This window comes from Mesorhizobium sp. P2_B11 (genome assembly GCF_056404855.1).
Window position 1 is genome coordinate 649,662 of record NZ_JBFUDF010000001.1, and the last position, 20,366, is coordinate 670,027.

Below are 20,366 nucleotides of genomic sequence, written 5' to 3' on the forward strand. Positions count from 1 at the left end.
ATGGCGGCAGCCAGCTTTGTCGCCGTGACGGTCGCGATGTCGTCGTCGCCTGCTTCGGCGTTCATCGTTTTTGATCCGACCAACTACAGCCAGAACCTGCTCCAGGCGGCTCGCGCCCTGGAGCAGATCCAGAACCAGATCACCTCGCTTCAGAATGAAGCGCAGATGCTGATCAACCAGGCGAAGAATCTGACCTCGCTGCCGACCTCGCTGCTTGGCCAAATCGAAGGCAATTTCTCGCAGATGAAGACCCTGCTCGGCGAGGCCGACAGGCTCGCCTACAGCGTCCAGGACATCGAGAGCCAGTTCACTTCGACTTACGAGAATTTTGGGTCGGACCTTTCCAGTCAGCAGCTTGTCGATGGTGCACGTGAGCGCTGGCAGACATCGGTGTCGGCCTTCGAGCATTCGCTGAAAGCCGGCGCCGGCGCCGTCGACAATATCGAGGGGACGAAGGAACAGACGAGCGCGCTGGTCGATGCCAGTCAATCGGCTGTCGGTGTGCTGCAGGCAACGCAAGCCGGCAACCAGCTTCTCGCCGTGCAGGCAAAGCAGGTCGCGGACCTCACAGCGATACTCGCCGCTCAAGGCAGGGCCGCTGCGCTTGAAGAAGCCAGGAAGGCGGCAGCACAGGAGCAGGCACAAGAACAGTTCAGCCGCTTCATGACGGGCAGCAGCTACAGCCCGTCGTCGGTGCGCATGTTCCACGACTGAGGCCTTGTTCCCATGGATCTCAAGATCGCCGCCCGGATGACAGCCGTTCTCGCCCTTGTCGCTGCCATGACCGCCGCGTTCATGGTGTTGCGCGGCGACGGCTCGCAGGACGCGTCCCCCCCGCGCTCCGCACATCCGGGCGGCGAGCCGGCAAACCTCGAACTCGCTCGATGCCGAGACATCGGCATGGCCGCGATCGCCGACGAGGCTTGCAGAAAGGTGTGGGCGGACAGCCGTCGGCGCTTCCTGCGCCCATCCCGTCCGGCAACACCATACGCGGCTCCATCGATCGAGAAGGACCAGAGCCGGCTCCAGCCATCCATGCCGCCAAGGCAGCAACTCCAGCCGGAAACGGTCGCCCCATGAACGATACCGGTGTCATTGACCGTTTCCTCGAGACTTTTACCCGCTACATCGATTCCGGCTTCGGATTGCTCGGCGGCGAGGTCGCCTTTCTCACCTCAACGCTGATCGTCATCGACATCACGATCGCTGGCCTGTTCTGGGCTTGGGGCGCGGATGAGGATGTGCTGCACCGGCTGGTGAAGAAGACGCTCTACATCGGCTTCTTCGCCTTCATCATCGGCAACTTCAATCGTCTCGCCGGCATCGTGTTCGAGAGTTTTTCCGGTCTCGGCCTGAAGGCCGGAGGATCGGCACTTTCAGGCTCAGCATTGCTGCAGCCGGGCCGTGTCGCGCAGGTGGGCATCGACGCCGGCAATCCGATCCTTGAAGCCGCCAGCCAGCTGATGGGCTACGTCTCGTTCTTCGAGAATTTTGTCCAGATCGCGGTTTTGATGATCGCCTGGGCGATCGTGCTGATCGCCTTCTTCATTCTCGCCGTTCAGATCTTTGTCACGTTGATCGAGTTCAAGCTGACAACGCTTGCCGGCTTCGTGCTGATCCCCTTCGCGCTGTTCAACCGGACCGCCTTTCTCGCCGAGAAAGTGCTCGGCAATATCGTTGCTTCGGGCGTCAAGATTCTTGTTCTTGCCGTGATCGTCGGTATCGGCTCGGGTCTCTTCGACGAGTTCACGCAAGGGTTCGGCGCCGAACAACCGACAATCACCGATGCGCTTTCACTTGTCCTCGGCGCCCTGTCATTGATGGGGCTGTCGATCTTCGGCCCCGGCATCGCGACGGGCCTCGTCTCTGGTGCACCACAACTCGGCGCGGGTGCAGCCGTTGGCACCAGCCTTGGCGCGATCGGCCTTGGCGCTGCCGGCGCCATGGGCGCTCGCGCTGGATTGAGCGGCGCGGCGAGTGCTGCCGGGACAGGCGGACGTATGTCGGCAGCCGCGGCGCGCGGCGGTGCGCATCTTGCTGGAAGCACCGCGACGGCATGGGGACTTGCCGCAGCCACGTCCGGGCAGGGTGGCGCAAGTTCAATCGCCGCCGGCATGGCGGGTGTCGCCAAGGCGGGTGCTGGCGCTGCCGTTCAGCCGGTGAAGCAGGCAATGTCGCGTGCAGCCTCAGCCCTGTCCGATAGCCATCAAGCCGGCCGGTCGGCCGCGTGGAGCGCGACGGGTGGAGAGCAGCCATCAGGAGCAACTGCGCCAGGACGTGCGTCGAGCGCGGGATCCAATGCTGGATCGCCGCCGGCTTGGGCCAGTCGCATGAAGCGCGGCCAGGCCATGAGTCATGGCGCGAGCATGGCGGCGCATTCCGTTCGCTCTGGCGACCATGGCGGCGGCTCGATGAATGTTTCCCTCAATCAGGATGACCGCCGATGAACCTCTTCAGACGAGTTTCCGTCCGTTACGGACAATCGCCTCAATTGGAGACGCCGTACCAACGTGCCGCGCAAATCTGGGATGACCGCATAGGCTCGGCCCGGGTCCAGGCAAAGAACTGGCGGCTGATGGCCTTCGGCTCGCTCGCACTGGCCGGCAGTTTCGCTTTCGCTTTGGTCTGGCAGTCGACGCGCGGCTCTGTGGTTCCCTGGGTGGTGCAAGTCGACAAGTTTGGTGAGGCGCAAGTGGTCGCTTCAGCTGTGGCCGACTACCGGCCGACCGATCCGCAGATTGCATGGCATCTTGCCCGTTTCATCGAACAGGTGAGAAGCATTCCTGCCGATCCCGTCATCGTTCGCCAGAACTGGTTGGGCGCTTACGACTACACCACTGACCGAGGCGCCAACTCTCTGAACGACTATGCCCGCCTGAACGACCCGTTCGCCAAGGTCGGCAAGATACAGATCGCGATCGAGGTCTCCAGCGTCATCCGTGCTTCGCCGGAATCGTTCCGTGTCGCATGGACCGAGCGCCGCTACGAGAACGGCAGCCTGGCCGGCACCGAGCGCTGGACCGCCATCCTCACCATCGTAATTCAGCAACCCCGCGACGCCGACCGGCTGAAAACCAATCCGCTCGGCGTCTACGTCAACGCCATCGATTGGTCGAAGGAGCTTTCATGATTTGCGCGCCACGAACCGGCAAGTCGAACAGACAGACTGTGCACACCATCAAAAAGGCGCGGGTACTTGCCCTGGCACTGCTGTCGGCGACAGCGCTCGCCGGCTGTGCCTCGAAAAAATACATTCCGCCGCAGATCGACTACGACGATGCGGTGCCTGCCATGCAGAAGTTCGACCCACCTGGTTCGGTGAAGGTCGTGGAACTGCCGAAACCGCTTCCGCTGCCTGGCCAGCTGAAGCCGGTCGATATGACGAAGGCGAAATCGGAGCCAACCGATCCGAAACAGCGTATCAGCCAGGCCAATGAGGCCGCGCGGATGCAGCCTGTCCGCGACGGCTTTATCAACGCGATCCAGCTTTATCCCTGGAGCGAAGGCGCGCTCTACCAGATCTATGCCGCTCCCGGTCAGGTCACCGACATCGCGTTGCAGCCTGGCGAGCAGCTCGTCGGCACCGGCCCGGTAGCCGCCGGCGACACGGTGCGCTGGATTATTGGTGATACTGAGAGCGGGGCAGGGGAGCGGCTTCAGGTCCACATCCTCGTCAAGCCGACGAGGCCCGATCTCCAGACCAACCTCGTCATCAACAGCGATCGCCGCACCTATCACGTCGAGCTGCGTTCGACCGAAAAGACCTATATGGCCTCGGTGTCCTGGCAGTATCCGCAGGATCAGCTGATCGCGCTGCGGCGCCAGAACGCACGGGCGTCCGCAGCCCAGCCGGTCGCTTCCGGCGTCGACATCCAGAAGCTGAACTTCCGTTATCGCATCGAGGGCGATGCGGCCCCCTGGAAGCCGCTGCGTGCGTTCGACGACGGTGCAAAGGTCTATGTCGAGTTCCCGTCCGGTATCGGTCAGGGAGAGATGCCACCGCTGTTCGTCATCGGCCCTTCGGGTGGCTCGGAACTGGTCAACTACCGCGCCCGACAAAACTACTATGTCGTCGACCGCCTCTTTGCCGCTGCCGAACTGAGGCTCGGCGACAAGACGAGCGAGAAGCGTGTCCGGATCGTGCGCACTGACGGGAAACGTCCCCAGCGCGGTTTGGGATTGTTCCGATGAACGAAGCTGCCAATGCCCCGAACCAGGACATCAGGGCCGAACTGCGCCTGCGGCCAGAACCGACCAGGGTAACGCGGCTTTCTCGCAAGGTCCTTGTCGGACTGGGAGGCGTTGCCAGTATTGCTATCCTTGGGACGTTGATCTGGGCGCTCGACACCAGAAGGCGCGGTAGTGATCAAACCTCCGAACTCTTCACCACCGAAAACGGCTCGACGGCGGATGGGCTGCAGACGCTGCCGAAGGACTATGCCGGCATCCCCCAGCTTGGTCCCGCACTGCCTGGCGATCTCGGCCGTCCGATCCTGCGTGCTCAGGGGCGCGGTGCGCCCGCCCAAGTGCCGAACATGGCGGCATCGCACGTCGATCCGGACGAACAACGCCGCATGGCCGAAATCGAGGCGGCGCGGGTGGCGAAACTGTTCACGGACAGCAACGCGGGAGCGAATCCCGCGCGGCAGGATGCCGGCGCAGGACAGACAGTTGCGGACGCTTTGTCCAGCCTGACACCTCCAACCGAGCAGCCGCCGCTCGACCCAGGCTCCGCCCAAAACATGCAGGACCGCAAGCTGGCTTTCGTCAATGCGGAGCCGGATCGCCGTACCGTCAGTCCCGACCGTCTCGCCAAAAAGGCCTCGCCCTATGTCGTGCAGGCCGGCACGGTCATTCCTGCGGCCCTTATCACTGGCATCCGTTCCGATCTTCCGGGCCAGGTTACTGCCCAGGTTGCGGAAAATGTCTACGACAGCCCGACAGGTTCGTTCCTGCTGATTCCGCAGGGCGCAAAACTGATCGGCCAATATGATAACCAGGTTGCCTTCGGCCAGTCGCGCGTGCTGCTGGTCTGGAACCGGCTCATCATGCCGGACGGCACCTCGATTGTGCTGCAGCGCCAGCAGGGCGCGGATGCTGAAGGGTTTTCCGGTCTGGAAGATCAGGTCGATCATCACTGGGGTCAGCTGTTCCGGGCCGCGGCGCTTTCGACATTGTTGGGTGTCGGCAGCAGCCTCGGTTCCAGCGGCGAGGAGAGCGATATCGCCAAGGCGATCCGCGAAAGCACGCAGAACTCAATGAGCAATGTCGGCCAGCAGATCGTGGGTCGCCAACTCGATGTGCAGCCGACGCTCACGGTCCGGCCTGGTTTCCCGGTTCGCGTGATCGTCAATCGCGACCTTGTGCTGACGCCGTACCAAACAGCGAGGGACCCGTCATGATCAAGCTGAAACTCTCCACCATTCCGGATGATCGACCGGTCAAGGTAACGATCGGGTTGCCGGCCGCCGTGCATAGCGATCTTGTCGCCTATGCCGAAGCCCTCGGCCGGGAGACCGGCCAGACGGTCGTCGATCCGGCAAAGCTGATCGCACCGATGCTGGCACGATTCATGGCGACGGACCGCGCCTTTAACCGATCTCGCGCCGGCGGGAAGGGAGGCTGAACCGTCTCTGTCGGGCGCTTCGAAGAGCGTTCTGTGCCCGCAGGAACGCATCAATCAACAAGTTCGCACCGGCTTTGAATTGTCCGGGCACCAAGGCCTTCCGCTGAATGTTAACCGGGGGAAGAATTGGGTCTTGAATGTCAGAAAAAGATAACTTATTTTCTGACATATGAAAATGAGAGTTTTGTCAGTACCAGATCGCATTATGAGGCGAGCCCGTGCGGGCGGGCGTGGCAGCGTCTTTACGCCAAGCGATTTTCTCAGCCTTGCCAGCCGTGCTGCGGTCGATCAGGCGCTGTCGCGCCTGGTCGGGGCCGGCAAACTGCGCCGGCTGGCTCACGGTCTTTACGACTTCCCCAAGATGCACGCAAAACTTGGCCTGTTGTCGCCAGCTCCGGACGACGTGGCAGGTGCATTGGCACGTGAGACCGGATCGTTGGTACAGATCTCAGGAGCCCGGGCCGCCAATTCCCTCGGCCTGTCCACCCAGGTTCCGGCAAGAAGCACCTATCTGACCGACGGACCGTCGAGGCGCGTCGTATTTGGAAAGAGAATTGTCGACTTGCGTCACGCCTCGCCGAAGCATCTGATCGCGCCTGGCAGCCCGGCGGGTACCGTCGTCCAGGCCTTGCGACACGTTGGCGTGGTGCGCGCCACCGATGTTGTCCAAGTGGCTGCCCGCAGGCTGTCCGCGAGCGACAAGAGGATGCTGGCCCACAGCGCCTTCCGGGCTCCCGCATGGATGAGGCCAGCTCTGGTGCAGATCGCCAGCGATGCTGCCGGAACGGTCGATGGATAAGGTCGCAGTCTCAAGCCGCTCCGATCGTTCAGCGTTGTTTGGCCAGATCGGAGCGGCGCTTGGCGTTGCCAACACCATAGTCGAGAAAAATTTCTGGGTTTGCTGGACGTTGAAACGTCTGTTCGAGCTGCAGAAGGACGGAGCACCGTCCTTCGTGTTCAAAGGCGGCACGTCGCTGTCGAAGGCGTTTGGCGCCATCCGCCGCTTCTCAGAGGGCGCATATCCTGCGCCAAAGTGGCGGGCTTCTGGGATGTTGTCATTGGCGATACCGCGGTCGAGGGGTGTTTATGCCCGTTCCGTTCACTGCTATCGGTTCAATAGAACCGATAGCTCCTGTTCACATAAAACGGCTGTGACACTCGGTCGTGGAGAATGGCTGCCATCGCCGTGATCTTCAACTCAGAAGGCCGGCAGCAGCGCCACAAGCATTCCGCCTCGCGGTCCAAGGCCACCTCCCGGAAGCGCAGTCGGAATGCGCCTGAGGTCCTCAGCGGGGAAACATGTCGGTATCATTGCATGGTCGCGTGAAGCCAACCTGCACTCGTCGAATACGGCGAGCCGACTACGCTCTTTGTTAGGGGCGACGTGTCCGATATGGAGTGAGGATTGGCACTTAATCCTCCATAAATATGCGTATCAATTCCTCCATATCGCGCTTGTGTCGTTCTAAATCTGCTTCCTTCGCTGTCGGGAGCGGCATGGCGGCCATTGTCTCGGCATAGCGAGCGAGCAGGGCGGGCTTCAAGCCGTATTCCTCGGCGATCTCAGCTATGGCGGTCCCCCGCTCCTGGCCAGCAGCCAAAGCAACGCGGAGATCGGTAAGGGCATCACTCATCTTAGACATAGATGGTGTCATGGGGCTGTTTCCTGCTGAACGCATCCGCGAACTGGAGGCCAAACCCGCCGCCGTCGGGTAGGAACGTCGCGACTTCGAACCGACGACGGTCGTGGCGCATTGGTTCGACATAACCAACATCCACAGTATCGCTCTGCTAGTCACAGACCGCAAGCAGCGTGTGGAGCTTGCCAACACGCTTCCTGTAGGTCCCGCTTTCAAAGCTGGCAGCTATTCGCCATCGTCATCATCCGAGGAGGTGGCGTTCTGCTCGAAATAGGCCGGACACCGTTCGATGAACGCGTTGCTGCTGCGCCGCAATCGGAGCACTCACGCCAGAATGTCCGCGGCCTACCCATGCCCCCGTCCCGCTCTATCCATCGGAGCCCGAAGCGCTAGTGGTTGGCGCAGCGGCAGTCCGGGGACAACTTGGCCAGCCCGTCGATTGTGGCTAGCTTGCCTTGGAACTGTCGGTAATAAACGTATGGGATTTCTGGGGATTGGAGAACAATGCTGGAAGCAATTATCGGCGCAGCCACCGTCGCAGTAGGTATTCTAACTATTGTTCAATTGGCACTATCGAATAGAGCAGAAAAGCGACACAGAGAAGCAGAACTTCAGGCAACTCGCCTCCAAGCGGAAGAAGATAAGGCCGCGGAGGCTCGCCAGCGGGATGCTGACATGGCACTATGGGGTGGGAGTGTCATCGATTTGATGGCTGAACTTGAAGTGGCCTGTTATCCCCTTGCTGAAGAAACAGCGATTAGGCCCAGCACATTTGAACATCTAGGCAGTCGCGCAAGCGCGCTGGTTGATCGAGGACGTTTATTCTTTCCCAACGTGCAAAGCGGGAATGGCTCAGGCGACGACGAAGGTACGCGTGTAGAAATACTCGATCACGTCCTACGTGCTTGCTACATCGGGCAACATCTTGCGGTCCATGGAAACGTCGCCCCCAAACTTATGCGTCAGCATATTTGGCAATCTCGCAGGCGGTTCGTGATGCTATTGCAGACGGAAATGCGCCAATCGTTGCGGAAGGTGGGTAAAGAGAGTGAAGGGGTCAAAATACCTTTGGACCCAGAGAGTTGGACCAAGCCGACCAGGGCATTGCGACTGCCCGAGAAGGCAGAAGCGAAATTGCTGGAGCAGGTCAGAGCCCGAGGCGGCACGGTGAAGGCAAGACGTAGGTAAAACAGCCATGCATAGCGATTGTGGAGAACGGGCGATCCCGAGGATGGGGGCGAACAGACGGAGCGGGTGCGCGAGGCCGCTGAATTCCACCATCTGCATGCTGGTCTTACAGTCAGCATGATTTCGACGAAGCGAGAGGATTTCGTTTGCTGCGGCAAAGAAGATCGCCTTGGCGCAGTGGTTGCGGGCAACTCAGAAAAATTTGACTACATGCCGGTCCAAGATAGTGGCGACGACGATGAGCACATCGTCGGTGTAGTCCACCTCGCTGGATATTACGAGACACCTGCACCTGAGATATTGGTCAGCGAGGCATACGAACCGTTGGCGGAGAGTCACCTAATCGGAGCTGACGCCAGCATCTTGTCATTCGTGCGGGAAGCTGATGCGCGGCCATTTCGATTGCTAGTCTCCGAAAGAGGCATTGTCGGATTGGTCAGCCTCTCTGATCTGCAAAACCTTCCAGTGCGGGCAGCCTTCTTCGGTCTGGTGACAGGCCTGGAAATGGCAATGACAGATACGATCCGGCTCTACGACCCAGACGGGAGCAAATGGCGCACGTGCATTTCGGGCCCTAGGCAGATTTCGCTGAATAGTCGGATCGATGCTGCGCAAAAAATTAGCGGGATCGTCAATGAACTTCTGTTCACTGAATTCTGCGACAAGAGCGACATTCTTAGAAAGCTGGTCTTCGCAGGTGATCCTCGACGAAATGAGTTTAAAGAGAAGCTCAAGGCAATTGAAAAGTTGCGCAACGATCTGGCTCACGCAAATCACTACGCTGACACGAATGAAAAGGCCGCCGACGTGTGCAGGGTCGTACGGGACATCCTACTTATGCATGAGGTGGTACGATCCGGGATGGCAAAAAAGGGCAACAGAGTAGCATGAGAATATTCGAGACGACACTAACCGGGGCGAACGTCAAACAGGAGCCTGGTCGTCACCATATTTACATCACCTCCTTCCGTGATCAGTTGCCGAAGGACGTGTTTGGTGGCCCAAGTCAGCACGACAAGCCGCGTCGCCTTATGCACTTGGAGTTCGGGGCACTCCGAACTGACACGTTTGTCCCCAGCTATCAGAATGGCAAGCCGCGTACGTTCTTCCAAGACAGGTGGTTCGTCGGCGAGTTCTTTTCCCGGACCCACGCGCAACCTTTGGAAACGGTGCTCTTCGAGCAAATCAGCCCGTACCACTACCGTCTCGCGTTGCGGAAATTGAACGGCACCGTAGTGACTGCCTAGCAAGGTGGAGAAACGCTTGCGGATTTGCCCTATAAGTTCAGTTCTGAGAAAAAGGAGCGGGCATGCATTTCTGGTCGTTTGGACCGTTCGAGGTTGATCTAAGTCAGGACAGGTCGCACTTTTGGGCTCAGGTGCGCGAGGAAGAGGAATGGGAGAGTCTCGGCCACAATCGTCTTTGCCATGCCATCGGTTGCTATGTGTTTCTGCTGCGGTACGGCGACAAGTACCGTCCATTTTACGTGGGCAAAACCAATGCGAAATCGGGGTTCTACAGCGAGATTTTCGCGCCGCATAAGCTGGATCACTATCAGAATATTATCAGCGAGCACCCCCGTCACACGCCCTTGATGCTTTTATTTCCGCTCAGAACGCCAACTTGGACGTTAAGCCGAGCGTACGTGACTAACCGCCCACTGATTGAATGGATGGAACGCATTTTGATTGGTATGGCGCTGGCCAAGAACCCAGACCTGTACAACCGACGAGACACCAAAAATCTGAAGAATTGTATCGTCGATGGCGTTTTTGGGAAGTTCTCAAAAAGCCAGCGCTACGAAGCCGCTTTGGTTGCTCGGCAAACCCTAACCGACCTTAATGACTGGGACTGATGGCCACGTATGTGCAACCTCTACAACATCACCACGTCGCAAGAAGCCGTTCGCCAATGGACCCGGACTTTGCGGGACATCTTGGGCAACCTTGAGCCGTCCATTGACATCTATCCCAACCGCCCTGGACCGGTGGTCCGTAATGCGCTGGACGGGCAGCGGGAGCTTGCCAGCCTACTGTGGGGCATGCCAACTGAGCCCGATCAGGTCAAAGGCAAAGCCGACTCCGGTAGGCAGAACATACGGAAGACAAATTACTCCTACTGGCAGCAATATTTAGGCGTAGAGCATCGCTGTGTGGTGCCAGTGACGAGCTTCGCGGAGCCCAGCCCGGTTGACGTGAAGGACCCTGAGACAGGCGTTAAGAAGAACTATTGGTTTGCCATCAACGAGGACTGCCCCCTCTTCTTCTTCGCCGGTCTCTGGACGCCCTGGCAGGGAGTGCGCAAGCTCAAGGACGGCCCCGGCGACCACGAGGTCTATGGGTTCCTGACAACCGAGCCCAACGCCCTCATCAAGCCTATCCACCAGAAGGCCATGCCGGTCATCTTGAGGACGCAAGAGGAGACGGAGATGTGGCTTACAGCGCCGTGGTCTGAGGCTAAACGGCTACAGCGAACGGCCCCGGATGACGCCTTGGTGATTGTCGAGAAGCCGGCTACGCAGATCAAAGTTCCGCCACAGACACCGGCACAAGGCTCACTGCTTTAGGACAGGGCGGCTTTCGATGTCCTGCCGTAGCGCTTCGGAGCATGATGGGGGAGAGCGGACCTACCAATGGCGCTTGACTGTGCTGAGATGGTCGGATGTATCGGGTGAACACGTCTGCAGCGAAGCATGGAGTTGGCGATGGAACGGGTAGTTCGGCCACCTCTGACGGCTTTGTCGACACTCCGGCAGGAGCTAACCGCAGGAGAGCGGATAGTCCTGGACGTGTTTCATAGCAAGTTGCCTGCCGAATGGGAGATCTATGTCCAGCCGCACCTGAATGGCCTTCGCCCTGACTTCGTCCTTCTCAATCCAAATGCAGGGATTGCCGTCTTCGAGGTGAAGGACTGGGACCTCACGGCGATGCGGTACCACGTCAAAGGTTCCGAGAAAGGCCGCCCGGAGCTTTGGGCGTCGCGAGATAGGATCGATTTCTGTATCCAGTCCCAAAACCCCGTGACGAAGGTACACCTCTATAAAAAGGAGATATTTGACCTCTATTGCCCGCGCCTCCAGTCCGGTAACGGCTGGGCAGCAGTGACCGCCGGAGTGATCTTCCCGTTCGCGCCGGCGAATGCCGTTAAGGCCCTACTCGGGCCGTTTCTGCCGAACGATCCGGACAAGAAGTACGAAGCCTACCAACCGATATCGGGAGCGGAAGACGTTGCCTCCGGGAACCTGGCAGTCATCTTTCCGGAATGCGGACGCAAGGGTTCCATCGTAATGTCTGCTGACCGAGCAGACGACCTACGAGGCTGGCTCGTCGAACCGGACTTCGCAGTCGAGCAGCGCATGCCTCTCGTCTTGGATCCCAACCAGCGCGCTCTCGCCGAAACGAGAACGGAAACCGGCTATCGACGCATCAAGGGTGCGGCCGGCTCGGGAAAATCCCTGGTACTGGCCGCGCGAGCAGCGAGGCTCGCGAACGAAGATAAGACCGTCCTGGTGGCCACGTACAACATCACGCTTTGGCACTACCTGCGCGATATGATCGTGAGGGGACTGACGTCGCCGAAGAAGTTCGAGAACATCACCTTCACGCACTTTCACTTATGGTGCAAACATGCCTGTTACCAGGCTGGCCTCGACGGCCGTTACGACCAACTTGTCGCGTCGGCGACAACCAAGGAGGCTAAGAAGTCAGCCCTGGAGTTTGAGATCGCGAAGCTCGCGGACGAAGCACTCTCCAGTCCGGACGTGACGAGGTATGATGCTATACTCGTCGACGAGGGACAGGATTACAGGCCGTTGTGGTGGAACGTCCTCCGAAAGGCTTGCAAGCCTCACGGTGAGGTCGTCCTCGCTGCTGACGCAACGCAGGATATATACGGGACAGCGGGAGCTTGGACCGATGACGTCATGAAGGGCGCTGGGTTCCAAGGGGGGCGATGGGCCCAGCTCGGCGTGAGCTACCGGATGCCTCCTGACGCCATTCAATTCGCTAGGACGTTCGCAGAGAGTTTCCTACCGAGAGGTTTGGTTGACCTTCCGAGTCCCGAACAGGGTGCCCTGGACTTCTATCCGTGCCGGCTGCGATGGGTCCAGTGCGGACTTCCTGATGCAGGGAGGGTGGCTGCCAACGAGGTTGTCGCGCTGATGCGCCATGCCGGGATCGCCTCTGGATTGGCGAACGCGGACATTACCGTTCTGGCAGCCGATATGAGCACCGGATCGGCGATCATTAAGGAACTGGAAATTCGCAACATTAAGACTTTGGACACATTCGGAGATGATCACCGGCGCAAGAAGATGGGCTTCTATATGGGGGATGCCCGCGTGAAGGCTACGACCCTCCATAGCTACAAAGGGTGGGAGACCCGCCTCCTCTTAGTCTACATCTCGAACGCGGCGCATCTGCAAAGTCTGGCGTTAATCTACGCCGGAATTACGCGACTAAAGCGACACACCGAAGGCAGCTGGTTGACGGTCGTGTGCTCGGCTCCCGAATTGCGGGAGTTCGGAAGCACCCTTCCCGATTTCGTCGACTTGGGTACGCAAAAGGTCGCCGCCATTGTGTAGCTGACTTTGCCTCTTTCGCCTCCGCAGACGCGACGGCCCAGAAGGGTCGAAAGAAGTCTCCTCAGTCCTCATCACGCCAGACAACCCGCCGCACAGTCCTGATCTCGGCTAGCCGCGTGACCCGAATGCCCTGCCGTTCCCGCGCCGGTGGGTTCTGTGTCTCCGCATGCATATACTCGTTCTTGCCGCACCGTTTGCAGCTCATTTTGCTCCCGACCAGCTCGGCCTCGATGTTCCCGAAGATTTGCTTCAGGTCACTCGGCAGGTACCCACCGCTTGACGTTACAGAGCCCGCAGCGAACCAGCACGAGCTGCCCAATCTCATGAGCATTGCCGAGTTTCCATTCGCCGCCGCGCTTTCGTCTTCCGCCAGTGTCAGGCATGACCCAGGATAGGAACGTATTCCTCCTCCGGTCAATTCGCACTTGACATTTATGTTCTCTTTTTGTTCACTGCGGATATCCAAGCATTTGGAGTAATCGCCATGGACCGCATCGTGACGCTCGACAGCCGCCAAGGGGCTGCTCTTCAAGTCGTCGCCGACAAGTTCGTTACCGTCCACAAGGGCGACGTGATGAAGGCACTCAAGGAAATGATCGTCCTCAACGGTCGCCTTCAGCAACAACTTGACACGCGCTCGGGACCGCGCCCCGCAAGGAGGAACGAGGGTGAGCATTTTGCATTTGGACGCTGAGGCCAAAGCCGAACTGCATTTGGAAGCGGTGAAGCTGATCGCTCGATACGAGAGCCCGCTTGAGACCGTGAAAGCGCTCATGGTCTACAATTGTGAACTTGAGACCAAGATACTCGCCATAGCTCACCGGCATCCGGGGGTGGCGACCGTCAGCTATGACGATACCCCGGTTATGTTGGGGTGATGGCGGACGTGAGCCACGAAATCAGGCTTTCAAGCCCAGAACACGTCACAGCGCCCGGTATCCAGCATCATTGGTGCGAGCGTCCTGGCTGCGGCAAAGATGCCGGATGGGGTTTCGCGAAGCCAAAGCAGGCGCCGCATTGGTTCTGTTTCGAGCATCGTGGCGATGGTGAGAAATGCCTGTAAGGTAGAGCAATGCCAGCCGAGCAAGAGCAAGTAGATCCTCCCGCCATGGACTGGGAACTTGCCGCTGATCAGGCCATAGCCGCCAACGGTGGAGACCCCCGAGAGGCCGTAAAGGCGCTCCTCGCCGCCAACGCCTCACTGGAGCGTGAGGTAGCCTTATGGGCCCCTGCGGTGAGCTATGGGTTCAGCCGAGGGTGGCATAGACGGAAGCGCAGCGGGACCGACTAACGGCTAACGAAAGGCATTCCATGTCAGACAACATTCTTCCGCAGCAGAAGGCACCGAAGCTGATCGTGGTCACCGCCTTCGACCGCGATGACACCGGCGACCTCCAACCTGTCTATGGGCCAGCCGAGGAGCAGACTGAGGACCGGGCGATAAGGACCGCGAAGGGCTTGGCGGGGAAACATGCCGGGGTCATTGCGTGGTCACGTGAGGCCAACCCGGCACTCGGCGAATACGGGGAACCGACAACGCTCTTTGTGGGCGGGGACGTCCCTGACATGGAGTGACGTGGCATCGCTGGCAGATACTCAATCAGCCCCCTCATGAGCTGTGCGGAGCTTCCCCTCCTCAATTGCAGCAGCTCGGAACGCTTTGCGAACCTCCTGAGGTGTCGCTTGGTCAGCCAGGCAGGCCATGCAGACGCGCACCGCGAGGTTCCACTTGGGGCCACGCTTGGTCCACTGAAGGAGAAGTTCGGAGGCCGCCTCGACGTTGCTGACGTTGTGGGTCATGCCGGCGCGTTCGCCGCTTACAGGGACCGGAGGGTTGAACCAATGGAGAGCCATTAGGGAGTTCTAATGTGGGGTCGGAATATTTGGAACAAATTTCTGAGCGGGTGATCGGATCACTGGCACGCGCAACTTTCAGGTGCCGATCCCGGATGCCCTCCAAACCGTGTCGCTCAGACGTACAGTAAACAGTCGTTCAGGCTTGCCGCGGCATCCATTTTCCCAGTCACGCCGATCTCAAGTCAGCGCGATCGCCAAACAACTTCTCCGAATGTCCGGCAGTCGCCGCTAAGTAGGAGCCTCTTAAATGGGGAAAGCGGTGTGTGTCGAGCACCATAGCAATGGCGATCACTACATTTACCCAAAGAGGTTGCGGTAGGCCCGAGTTTACGTGGAGATTGATTGAGCGCTACTGTCTATTTTTCGTTGGGGGATGACATGCGCTTAATTCTCTTATCAATCTTTTGCCTTGCGGCCTGTATCGCGAACGCCGCGACCATAATTTCATGCTCATCGCTTTCAGCTATCGATGGAGACTCGATACGCTGCGACGGCATCGACATGCGGCTTCTCGGCAATGGCATACCTTTCAGGACCGGCATTGACGCACCAGAGATTGGCAAAGCGAAGTGTGACGCCGAGCGCACAATTGCAAACGAGGCCAAAGAGCGCCTTGCGGAATTGCTGCAGACACGTGGGCTTAAGATTGAGGACTCGGGCGCGCGAGACCACTTCCAGCGCCCCCTTGTTAGGCTACGCCTTAAAGACGGGAGAGAGGCGGGTCAGGTGCTTCTGGACGAAGGATATGCTGTGGTCTGGACGCCACGTCAAAAACGCGCTGGCGATCCATGGTGCCAGAGATGATGCTGAAGATGGGGCTTCGCGCCAACTCCGACTGTTCCCACCGTTAACCGTTGACAGGAAGTCTGCCTGACCTTCAAACCGCTCAGGTCCCTGGATTGGCAGCGTCGGAAAGCGTTTGCTAGCGCAGCAGACTTGCTTTCGGCATTGTTGCCATGAAAGATCGTCGACGGGGGATACAAATGTTCGACATCGCTGCTCAGTTGTTTATTGGGATTACTGTTGCTGTGTTGGCCTATGTGCAGTGGCGCGTTTCTCTCCGAGAAGAGAGGCAGCACCGCAAAACGGAGGCAGAAGCACGACGGCTGCAGGTTGAGGCTGAAGAGCTTTATCAAAAGCGGCAAGACGAAGCTGGAAGAATACAAGAGGCCCGGCAAAGGGACGCCAACATGGCGAAATGGGGCGGAACGGTCATTGATTTGATGGCCGAACTTGAAACCGCCTGTAATCCTTTGGCTAGCGAAGTTGTCCACAAGCGCATCGAATTTGATCAACTCGGAACTAGAGCAAGCGCTTTGGTGGACCGGGGACGCCTTTTCTTCCCAAACGTGAAGGGCAGTTGGCAACAGGTTGATGACGAGGGATTTAGAGTGGAAATCCTCGACCAAGTGCTACGGGCCTGCTATGTCGCCCGCTTTATGGCAGCACGTGATGGAACCGACAGTCCTTTGCTTATGCGCCATCACATTTGGCAGGCTCGTCGACGGTTCGTAAGTCTCCTTCAATCCGAAATGCGCCATTCCCTAAGGGAAGTAAACCAAGCAAGCATGGGCGTTAGCGTGCCTGTCGACCCACGCCAATGGGAAAAGCCGACTAGGCCACTGAGACTACCGGACCAAGCCTAGTTTCGTGTGGGATAGCTAAGCGATTAGACCCCTTCGTAGCTCTGGACTGTTTGAATTTCCTCTTACGAATGGTGGGAGACCCCGATGTGACAAATGCTGCTGGTATCTCCTGGCATCCAATTGGTTCTTTACCAATAGTCAGAAATCGAGTTCATGCTGGTCGACTGGCGAGGATGACTGGTATCTCAGCGTCGAGTTAGAGCCTGGGCTCGTGGGGGCGGCGACCGCTAATAAGAACATGAAACTCGACACAAAATCTCGCAAGGGGGCGAAACTTGGCAGTTACATTTGAAGCCTTGAATAGGCTGCGCGAGAAAGTGAGAGAGTCGCACCATGATTTCAGAGTGGGAACGGAAATCTTTCCCAATCTTGACGTGGAACGAGTTGCCCGCGATCTCTCTCTAGAGGAAATAGGCAGGCGAAGAGGCAAGGAGAACCAGCCTTCCAAATCGTCCAAAGCTCTGGATGACATCGAACACACGATCATCGAGAAGATAGAGTCGGAGAAGAAAACCGCCCACCACACCCTTGAAGATACCCTTCAGCTCTATGTTGGGCGCCTCGCCAACCTAAATTTCGAGGAACAATTCGGGCTCATAAGGCAGACGAATGCCGCGAGTGTTTCTAATTTCAAAGGTGCAATAGCAGTTGGCGTTGATAAGCTGCACGGGCTGAGAGAGGCACTGCACGAGGCCAAGAAAGAGCATAACTGGTTCAAGGAAAAACACAGTCTCGTCCGAGCTGCGCGAGTTCCCGAGGGAACCGCCCACTTCCTGAGAATTTCACTACTCCTGTTCCTTTTCGTCATCGAAACCGGCGGTAACGCGAGCTTCCTCGCCAAGGGTAATGCCCAAGGGTATTTCGGGGGGTTGATAGAGGCCGGACTTTTCTCTTTTGTGAATATCGGGGTTGCATTGCTCGTGGCAATTTATTGCGCTCGCCTGGTTACTCACAGGTTGTGGGTTGTAAAATTCTGGGGTGCCGTCTCGATAGTTGCCTACATCGCCATGGCATTCGCAATTAACCTCCTTCTCGCGCACTACCGAGAGGTAAGTGGAACCTGGATAGAGGGTGCCGGCGTTGTTGCTTATCAGCACATGCGCCAGGACCCTCTAGGGTTGAATGACGTCAGCTCATGGCTCCTGTTTTGTGTTGGCTTCATTTTCTCCCTGATCGCATTCATCGATGGGTGTTTCGTGCGCGACCCGTACCCCGGCTACGCGGGCGTCGAAAAGCGCCTTCGTGATCGCCGTGATGATTACATTCTCCAAAAGGAAGAACTCATCGGGGAGCTTAAGAAGGTTCGCGACGAGCACAACGAAGGGATTGAGGATGTCATCAAAGATCTTGCGGGCCGGAGAAGGGAGTATCTAACTATCATGGAGAGCAGGGCCAGGCTCTTAGCGCTGTTCGAGCAGCACCAGGATCATCTCGAACGGGCATGCAACCAACTCCTATCAAAATATCGCGAGGCCAACATTCAGGAGCGGAAGGAGCCGGCGCCGAAACATTTCTCGTCTCTGTATAGGCTTGAACGAATAAAGCCCCGTGTTGCCCTCAACGAAGAATGGTCTGACAAGGAACTATCAGCCTCAGTGCGACAGGCTCAGGAGGAACTCTCAGGACAGATCAAGGCTATTGGGCTCGAATGTGAGAGGGGCATCGAAAGATACCAGGAACTCGATACTCTCTTTCCGGATCGCGTAAATGGCCAAGCGATATAAGAGGAGCCGCAAGAGCAACGGTGGAGCTATCGCAATTGGATCGGCCCTGCTGCTCCTTTCGCTATTAATGATATCGGGCTTCGTATGGTTGTGGCTGAGATCCGGAACACCTGAACTTGACTCGAAAAGCTGCCCAGTTGAAGGACCCAAAAACGCTACCGTCGTTTTGATAGACACGACGGATCCGATCACAGCGACAACGATGACTGACCTCAGGAACGAACTTGGAAAGGCCGTCAGGGAGATTGAACCTGGCGGCTACCTCCGCATCGCAACCCTGACTGCCACTCCGGGAGATGTCGAGACAAAGTTCGACGCCTGCAACCCTGGTGACGCATCATCTGTCGACCAGTGGACACACAATCGCCGGCAACAGCAGGACAAATGGGAGAAGACATTCCACAGGCCTCTTGAGGAGCTTTTGAGCACTATTGGAAAGGACACCGGGGCAGATCAATCCCCTGTCATGGCGGCTATCCAGGCCGTAAAACTCACCATATTTGATAGTGGTTTATCTATGCATGCGACCAAGACCCTGATCATTGCGTCAGACATGATAGAGAATACCAATTCTTACTCTCAATACAAGTCTGGCGCTGACTACAGGAGCTTTGAAGATAGTGCTGCCAACCTTCAGTACGGAACCTCGTTGGAAGGTATATCTGTTATTATTCTCTACGTACGTCGGGCTAATAAACATTTTTCCACCGACGAACATGAACAATTCTGGGGGAAGTGGGTCAGGCTCCATCACGGAGATATGGACAAGCTTGTGCCGCTAGAGGGGCTCAATTGATGGCCATTAAAACCCGACTCTCGGTATCCCGAGCCGCGAACTTGGCACTGGTCGTCTTCGGATTGTTCACTGTCGGAGGTTGCGTCTTTATCGCAGCGGCGAAGCTCTCAGGACTGGACCTGCGGGTCTCAATATCTGTGCCTATAGCTCTAATGCTCGCATATCTCGCCGTTTCCATAGCTGTCGGAAGGCTGCGGCTCCATGACGAGCAAACGGGTGACAATCTTTATTACATGGGCTTTCTCTTCACGCTCTCGAGCCTTGGAGTGGCGCTTTACCAATTCGGCTCGAACGGATCGACCGACGAGGTTGTGAAGAACTTCGGTGTCGCGATCACCTCCACCATCATGGGTATAGCTCTGCGAATATTCTACAACCAGACGCGGCGCGATCCCATCGATATTGAGCGCTCCGCTCGCCATGAACTGGCCGATATGACCAGACGTGTGCGCGTGGAACTGGAAAGCGTGGCCCGCGAATTTGCAGACTTCCGTAGGGTAAGCAATCAAATGCTGGAGGAAGGGTTCGGAGAAATTGCAGCGCAGGCACATCGGAACGGAGAGCACGTTAGGGATACGTTCGAAAAGATGGCCATGGCAGCCATTAAGCCCGTGCAAGATGTATCGGGAAAGTTAAGCAGCGCCATGGCAGAGAACTTCAGCAAAATTGAAGAGCAGTTCTCGGAGATTGCCAAGAAAGTCGAGGCGGCCTCGGGCTTATTGGAGAGCGCGAATTCGACGATGGCAGGGTCAGTTTCCAGACTGGGTGGTCAAGCGGACACTGTCGCATTGAAGCTCGAAAAGGTCATCGTGCCAGACGAAGTGTTAAAGAACGAACTTGCGCCCATGGTCAAACTCTTGGGAAACGCTGTCGCCAAATACGCAATCAAGACAGAGACGGCATCTCAAGAACAGCAAGCCCGCATGTCGGCGATCACGGATGCCTTGCAGCTGGTCGCGGAGAAATCTGCAAGCTCGGCTGCGGCGGCTGAAAGTATTGCAGAGTCGATGGGCGGCCAGAAGCGTCTTGCAGAAATGCTCGTCAGTCTTGTGCAGAAACAGGGCCAAGACATGAATGAACTGATGGGAAAGCTGGTCTCAAAGCAGGTAGAGGCGACGCCTGTCGAGCCACCGCTGAGATCAACGCCCGAGACTGCGCTCCCAGAAATAGCGTCGGTTGTCGCGACCAATGATGGGTTTGAACCGCTGGCAATTCCTTCCGATCCTGACAACGGCGAGGCGCCGGCGAGGAAGGGCTGGTTATTCCGGTGAGTGCCGCGAGTGAAACCTCGATTACGGCGGAACGGA

General features: G+C 57.9%; 26 protein-coding genes. 23 read left to right on the forward strand and 3 right to left on the reverse strand.

Annotation, left to right across the window (positions count from 1 at the left end; translation table 11 throughout):
* The 9 genes from trbJ to AC1DYJ_RS02920 all read left to right on the forward strand — a co-directional run bounded on the left by trbJ (position 1) and on the right by AC1DYJ_RS02920 (position 6,816).
* Complete coding sequence (trbJ, locus tag AC1DYJ_RS02880; protein WP_477280204.1) at positions 1-714, forward strand: P-type conjugative transfer protein TrbJ; 714 nt, start codon at positions 1-3, stop codon at positions 712-714.
* Positions 715-726: 12 nt separating this feature from the next.
* Entirely contained in the window at positions 727-1,080 is a 354-nt protein-coding gene (trbK-alt, locus tag AC1DYJ_RS02885; RefSeq protein WP_477279815.1) for a putative entry exclusion protein TrbK-alt, read from the forward strand.
* Complete coding sequence (gene trbL, locus AC1DYJ_RS02890) at positions 1,077-2,447, forward strand: P-type conjugative transfer protein TrbL (RefSeq protein ID WP_477279817.1); 1,371 nt, start codon at positions 1,077-1,079, stop codon at positions 2,445-2,447. Before trbK-alt ends, trbL begins: the two co-directional genes overlap by 4 nt.
* Positions 2,444-3,130: a conjugal transfer protein TrbF gene (gene trbF / locus AC1DYJ_RS02895; RefSeq protein ID WP_477279818.1), complete on the forward strand. Its 687-nt coding sequence runs from the start codon at positions 2,444-2,446 to the stop codon at positions 3,128-3,130. Before trbL ends, trbF begins: the two co-directional genes overlap by 4 nt.
* Positions 3,127-4,191 carry a P-type conjugative transfer protein TrbG gene (gene trbG, locus AC1DYJ_RS02900; protein ID WP_477279820.1) on the forward strand — a complete coding sequence of 355 codons (1,065 nt, stop codon included), beginning with the start codon at positions 3,127-3,129 and terminating at the stop codon, positions 4,189-4,191. Before trbF ends, trbG begins: the two co-directional genes overlap by 4 nt.
* Positions 4,188-5,402, forward strand: a complete 1,215-nt coding sequence (locus tag AC1DYJ_RS02905; RefSeq protein WP_477279822.1) for a TraB/TrbI/VirB10 family type IV secretion system protein — start codon at positions 4,188-4,190, stop codon at positions 5,400-5,402. The genes trbG and AC1DYJ_RS02905 overlap by 4 nt, the downstream gene beginning before the upstream one ends.
* Positions 5,399-5,626 (forward strand): DUF2274 domain-containing protein, encoded by a 228-nt coding sequence (locus tag AC1DYJ_RS02910; protein WP_477279824.1) that lies wholly within the window; start codon positions 5,399-5,401, stop codon positions 5,624-5,626. Before AC1DYJ_RS02905 ends, AC1DYJ_RS02910 begins: the two co-directional genes overlap by 4 nt.
* 205 nt (positions 5,627-5,831) lie before the next feature.
* Positions 5,832-6,425 carry a DUF6088 family protein gene (locus tag AC1DYJ_RS02915; protein ID WP_477279826.1) on the forward strand — a complete coding sequence of 198 codons (594 nt, stop codon included), beginning with the start codon at positions 5,832-5,834 and terminating at the stop codon, positions 6,423-6,425.
* Positions 6,418-6,816, forward strand: a complete 399-nt coding sequence (locus AC1DYJ_RS02920) for a nucleotidyl transferase AbiEii/AbiGii toxin family protein (RefSeq protein WP_477279828.1) — start codon at positions 6,418-6,420, stop codon at positions 6,814-6,816. The genes AC1DYJ_RS02915 and AC1DYJ_RS02920 overlap by 8 nt, the downstream gene beginning before the upstream one ends.
* A gap of 222 nt (positions 6,817-7,038) precedes the next feature.
* Here the strand turns inward: AC1DYJ_RS02920 and AC1DYJ_RS02925 are convergent, their stop codons facing one another.
* On the reverse strand, positions 7,039-7,281 hold the full coding sequence (locus AC1DYJ_RS02925; RefSeq protein WP_477279830.1) for a hypothetical protein: 243 nt from the start codon (positions 7,279-7,281) through the stop codon (positions 7,039-7,041).
* A 489-nt stretch (positions 7,282-7,770) separates the two neighbouring features.
* Here AC1DYJ_RS02925 and AC1DYJ_RS02930 point away from each other — a divergent pair, with 489 nt between their 5' ends.
* From AC1DYJ_RS02930 to AC1DYJ_RS02965, 8 genes are all read left to right on the forward strand, one after another.
* Positions 7,771-8,454, forward strand: a complete 684-nt coding sequence (locus tag AC1DYJ_RS02930; protein ID WP_477279832.1) for a hypothetical protein — start codon at positions 7,771-7,773, stop codon at positions 8,452-8,454.
* A gap of 18 nt (positions 8,455-8,472) precedes the next feature.
* Positions 8,473-9,345 carry a hypothetical protein gene (locus AC1DYJ_RS02935; protein WP_477425936.1) on the forward strand — a complete coding sequence of 291 codons (873 nt, stop codon included), beginning with the start codon at positions 8,473-8,475 and terminating at the stop codon, positions 9,343-9,345.
* Positions 9,342-9,701 carry a hypothetical protein gene (locus AC1DYJ_RS02940; RefSeq protein WP_477279836.1) on the forward strand — a complete coding sequence of 120 codons (360 nt, stop codon included), beginning with the start codon at positions 9,342-9,344 and terminating at the stop codon, positions 9,699-9,701. Before AC1DYJ_RS02935 ends, AC1DYJ_RS02940 begins: the two co-directional genes overlap by 4 nt.
* Positions 9,702-9,763: 62 nt before the next feature.
* Positions 9,764-10,309, forward strand: a complete 546-nt coding sequence (locus AC1DYJ_RS02945; RefSeq protein WP_477279838.1) for a hypothetical protein — start codon at positions 9,764-9,766, stop codon at positions 10,307-10,309.
* Positions 10,310-10,318: 9 nt separating this feature from the next.
* Positions 10,319-11,020, forward strand: a complete 702-nt coding sequence (locus tag AC1DYJ_RS02950) for an SOS response-associated peptidase (protein WP_477279840.1) — start codon at positions 10,319-10,321, stop codon at positions 11,018-11,020.
* A gap of 138 nt (positions 11,021-11,158) precedes the next feature.
* Positions 11,159-13,036, forward strand: a complete 1,878-nt coding sequence (locus tag AC1DYJ_RS02955) for a UvrD-helicase domain-containing protein (RefSeq protein WP_477279842.1) — start codon at positions 11,159-11,161, stop codon at positions 13,034-13,036.
* Between the two features lie 484 nt (positions 13,037-13,520).
* Positions 13,521-13,730: a hypothetical protein gene (locus AC1DYJ_RS02960; protein WP_477279844.1), complete on the forward strand. Its 210-nt coding sequence runs from the start codon at positions 13,521-13,523 to the stop codon at positions 13,728-13,730.
* A complete protein-coding gene (locus AC1DYJ_RS02965; RefSeq protein ID WP_477279846.1) occupies positions 13,705-13,914 on the forward strand; it encodes a hypothetical protein in 210 nt (69 codons plus the stop codon). The genes AC1DYJ_RS02960 and AC1DYJ_RS02965 overlap by 26 nt, the downstream gene beginning before the upstream one ends.
* Positions 13,915-13,943: 29 nt before the next feature.
* Here AC1DYJ_RS02965 and AC1DYJ_RS02970 read toward each other — a convergent pair whose 3' ends face one another.
* Positions 13,944-14,129 carry a hypothetical protein gene (locus tag AC1DYJ_RS02970; protein ID WP_477279848.1) on the reverse strand — a complete coding sequence of 62 codons (186 nt, stop codon included), beginning with the start codon at positions 14,127-14,129 and terminating at the stop codon, positions 13,944-13,946.
* A gap of 218 nt (positions 14,130-14,347) precedes the next feature.
* On the opposite strand from AC1DYJ_RS02970, the gene AC1DYJ_RS02975 reads away from it, so the two are divergent.
* Positions 14,348-14,611: a hypothetical protein gene (locus AC1DYJ_RS02975; RefSeq protein WP_477279850.1), complete on the forward strand. Its 264-nt coding sequence runs from the start codon at positions 14,348-14,350 to the stop codon at positions 14,609-14,611.
* 21 nt (positions 14,612-14,632) lie between these two features.
* Here AC1DYJ_RS02975 and AC1DYJ_RS02980 read toward each other — a convergent pair whose 3' ends face one another.
* On the reverse strand, positions 14,633-14,890 hold the full coding sequence (locus AC1DYJ_RS02980) for a DUF982 domain-containing protein (RefSeq protein ID WP_477279852.1): 258 nt from the start codon (positions 14,888-14,890) through the stop codon (positions 14,633-14,635).
* A gap of 345 nt (positions 14,891-15,235) precedes the next feature.
* On the opposite strand from AC1DYJ_RS02980, the gene AC1DYJ_RS02985 reads away from it, so the two are divergent.
* The 5 genes from AC1DYJ_RS02985 to AC1DYJ_RS03005 all read left to right on the forward strand — a co-directional run bounded on the left by AC1DYJ_RS02985 (position 15,236) and on the right by AC1DYJ_RS03005 (position 20,330).
* Positions 15,236-15,697, forward strand: a complete 462-nt coding sequence (locus AC1DYJ_RS02985) for a thermonuclease family protein (protein ID WP_477279853.1) — start codon at positions 15,236-15,238, stop codon at positions 15,695-15,697.
* Between the two features lie 179 nt (positions 15,698-15,876).
* Complete coding sequence (locus AC1DYJ_RS02990; protein ID WP_477279855.1) at positions 15,877-16,539, forward strand: hypothetical protein; 663 nt, start codon at positions 15,877-15,879, stop codon at positions 16,537-16,539.
* A 275-nt stretch (positions 16,540-16,814) separates the two neighbouring features.
* On the forward strand, positions 16,815-18,263 hold the full coding sequence (locus tag AC1DYJ_RS02995; RefSeq protein ID WP_477279856.1) for a hypothetical protein: 1,449 nt from the start codon (positions 16,815-16,817) through the stop codon (positions 18,261-18,263).
* Entirely contained in the window at positions 18,247-19,059 is an 813-nt protein-coding gene (locus AC1DYJ_RS03000) for a hypothetical protein (protein ID WP_477279858.1), read from the forward strand. The genes AC1DYJ_RS02995 and AC1DYJ_RS03000 overlap by 17 nt, the downstream gene beginning before the upstream one ends.
* A complete protein-coding gene (locus AC1DYJ_RS03005; protein ID WP_477279860.1) occupies positions 19,059-20,330 on the forward strand; it encodes a hypothetical protein in 1,272 nt (423 codons plus the stop codon). Before AC1DYJ_RS03000 ends, AC1DYJ_RS03005 begins: the two co-directional genes overlap by 1 nt.
* The last annotated feature ends 36 nt before the right edge of the window (positions 20,331-20,366 follow it).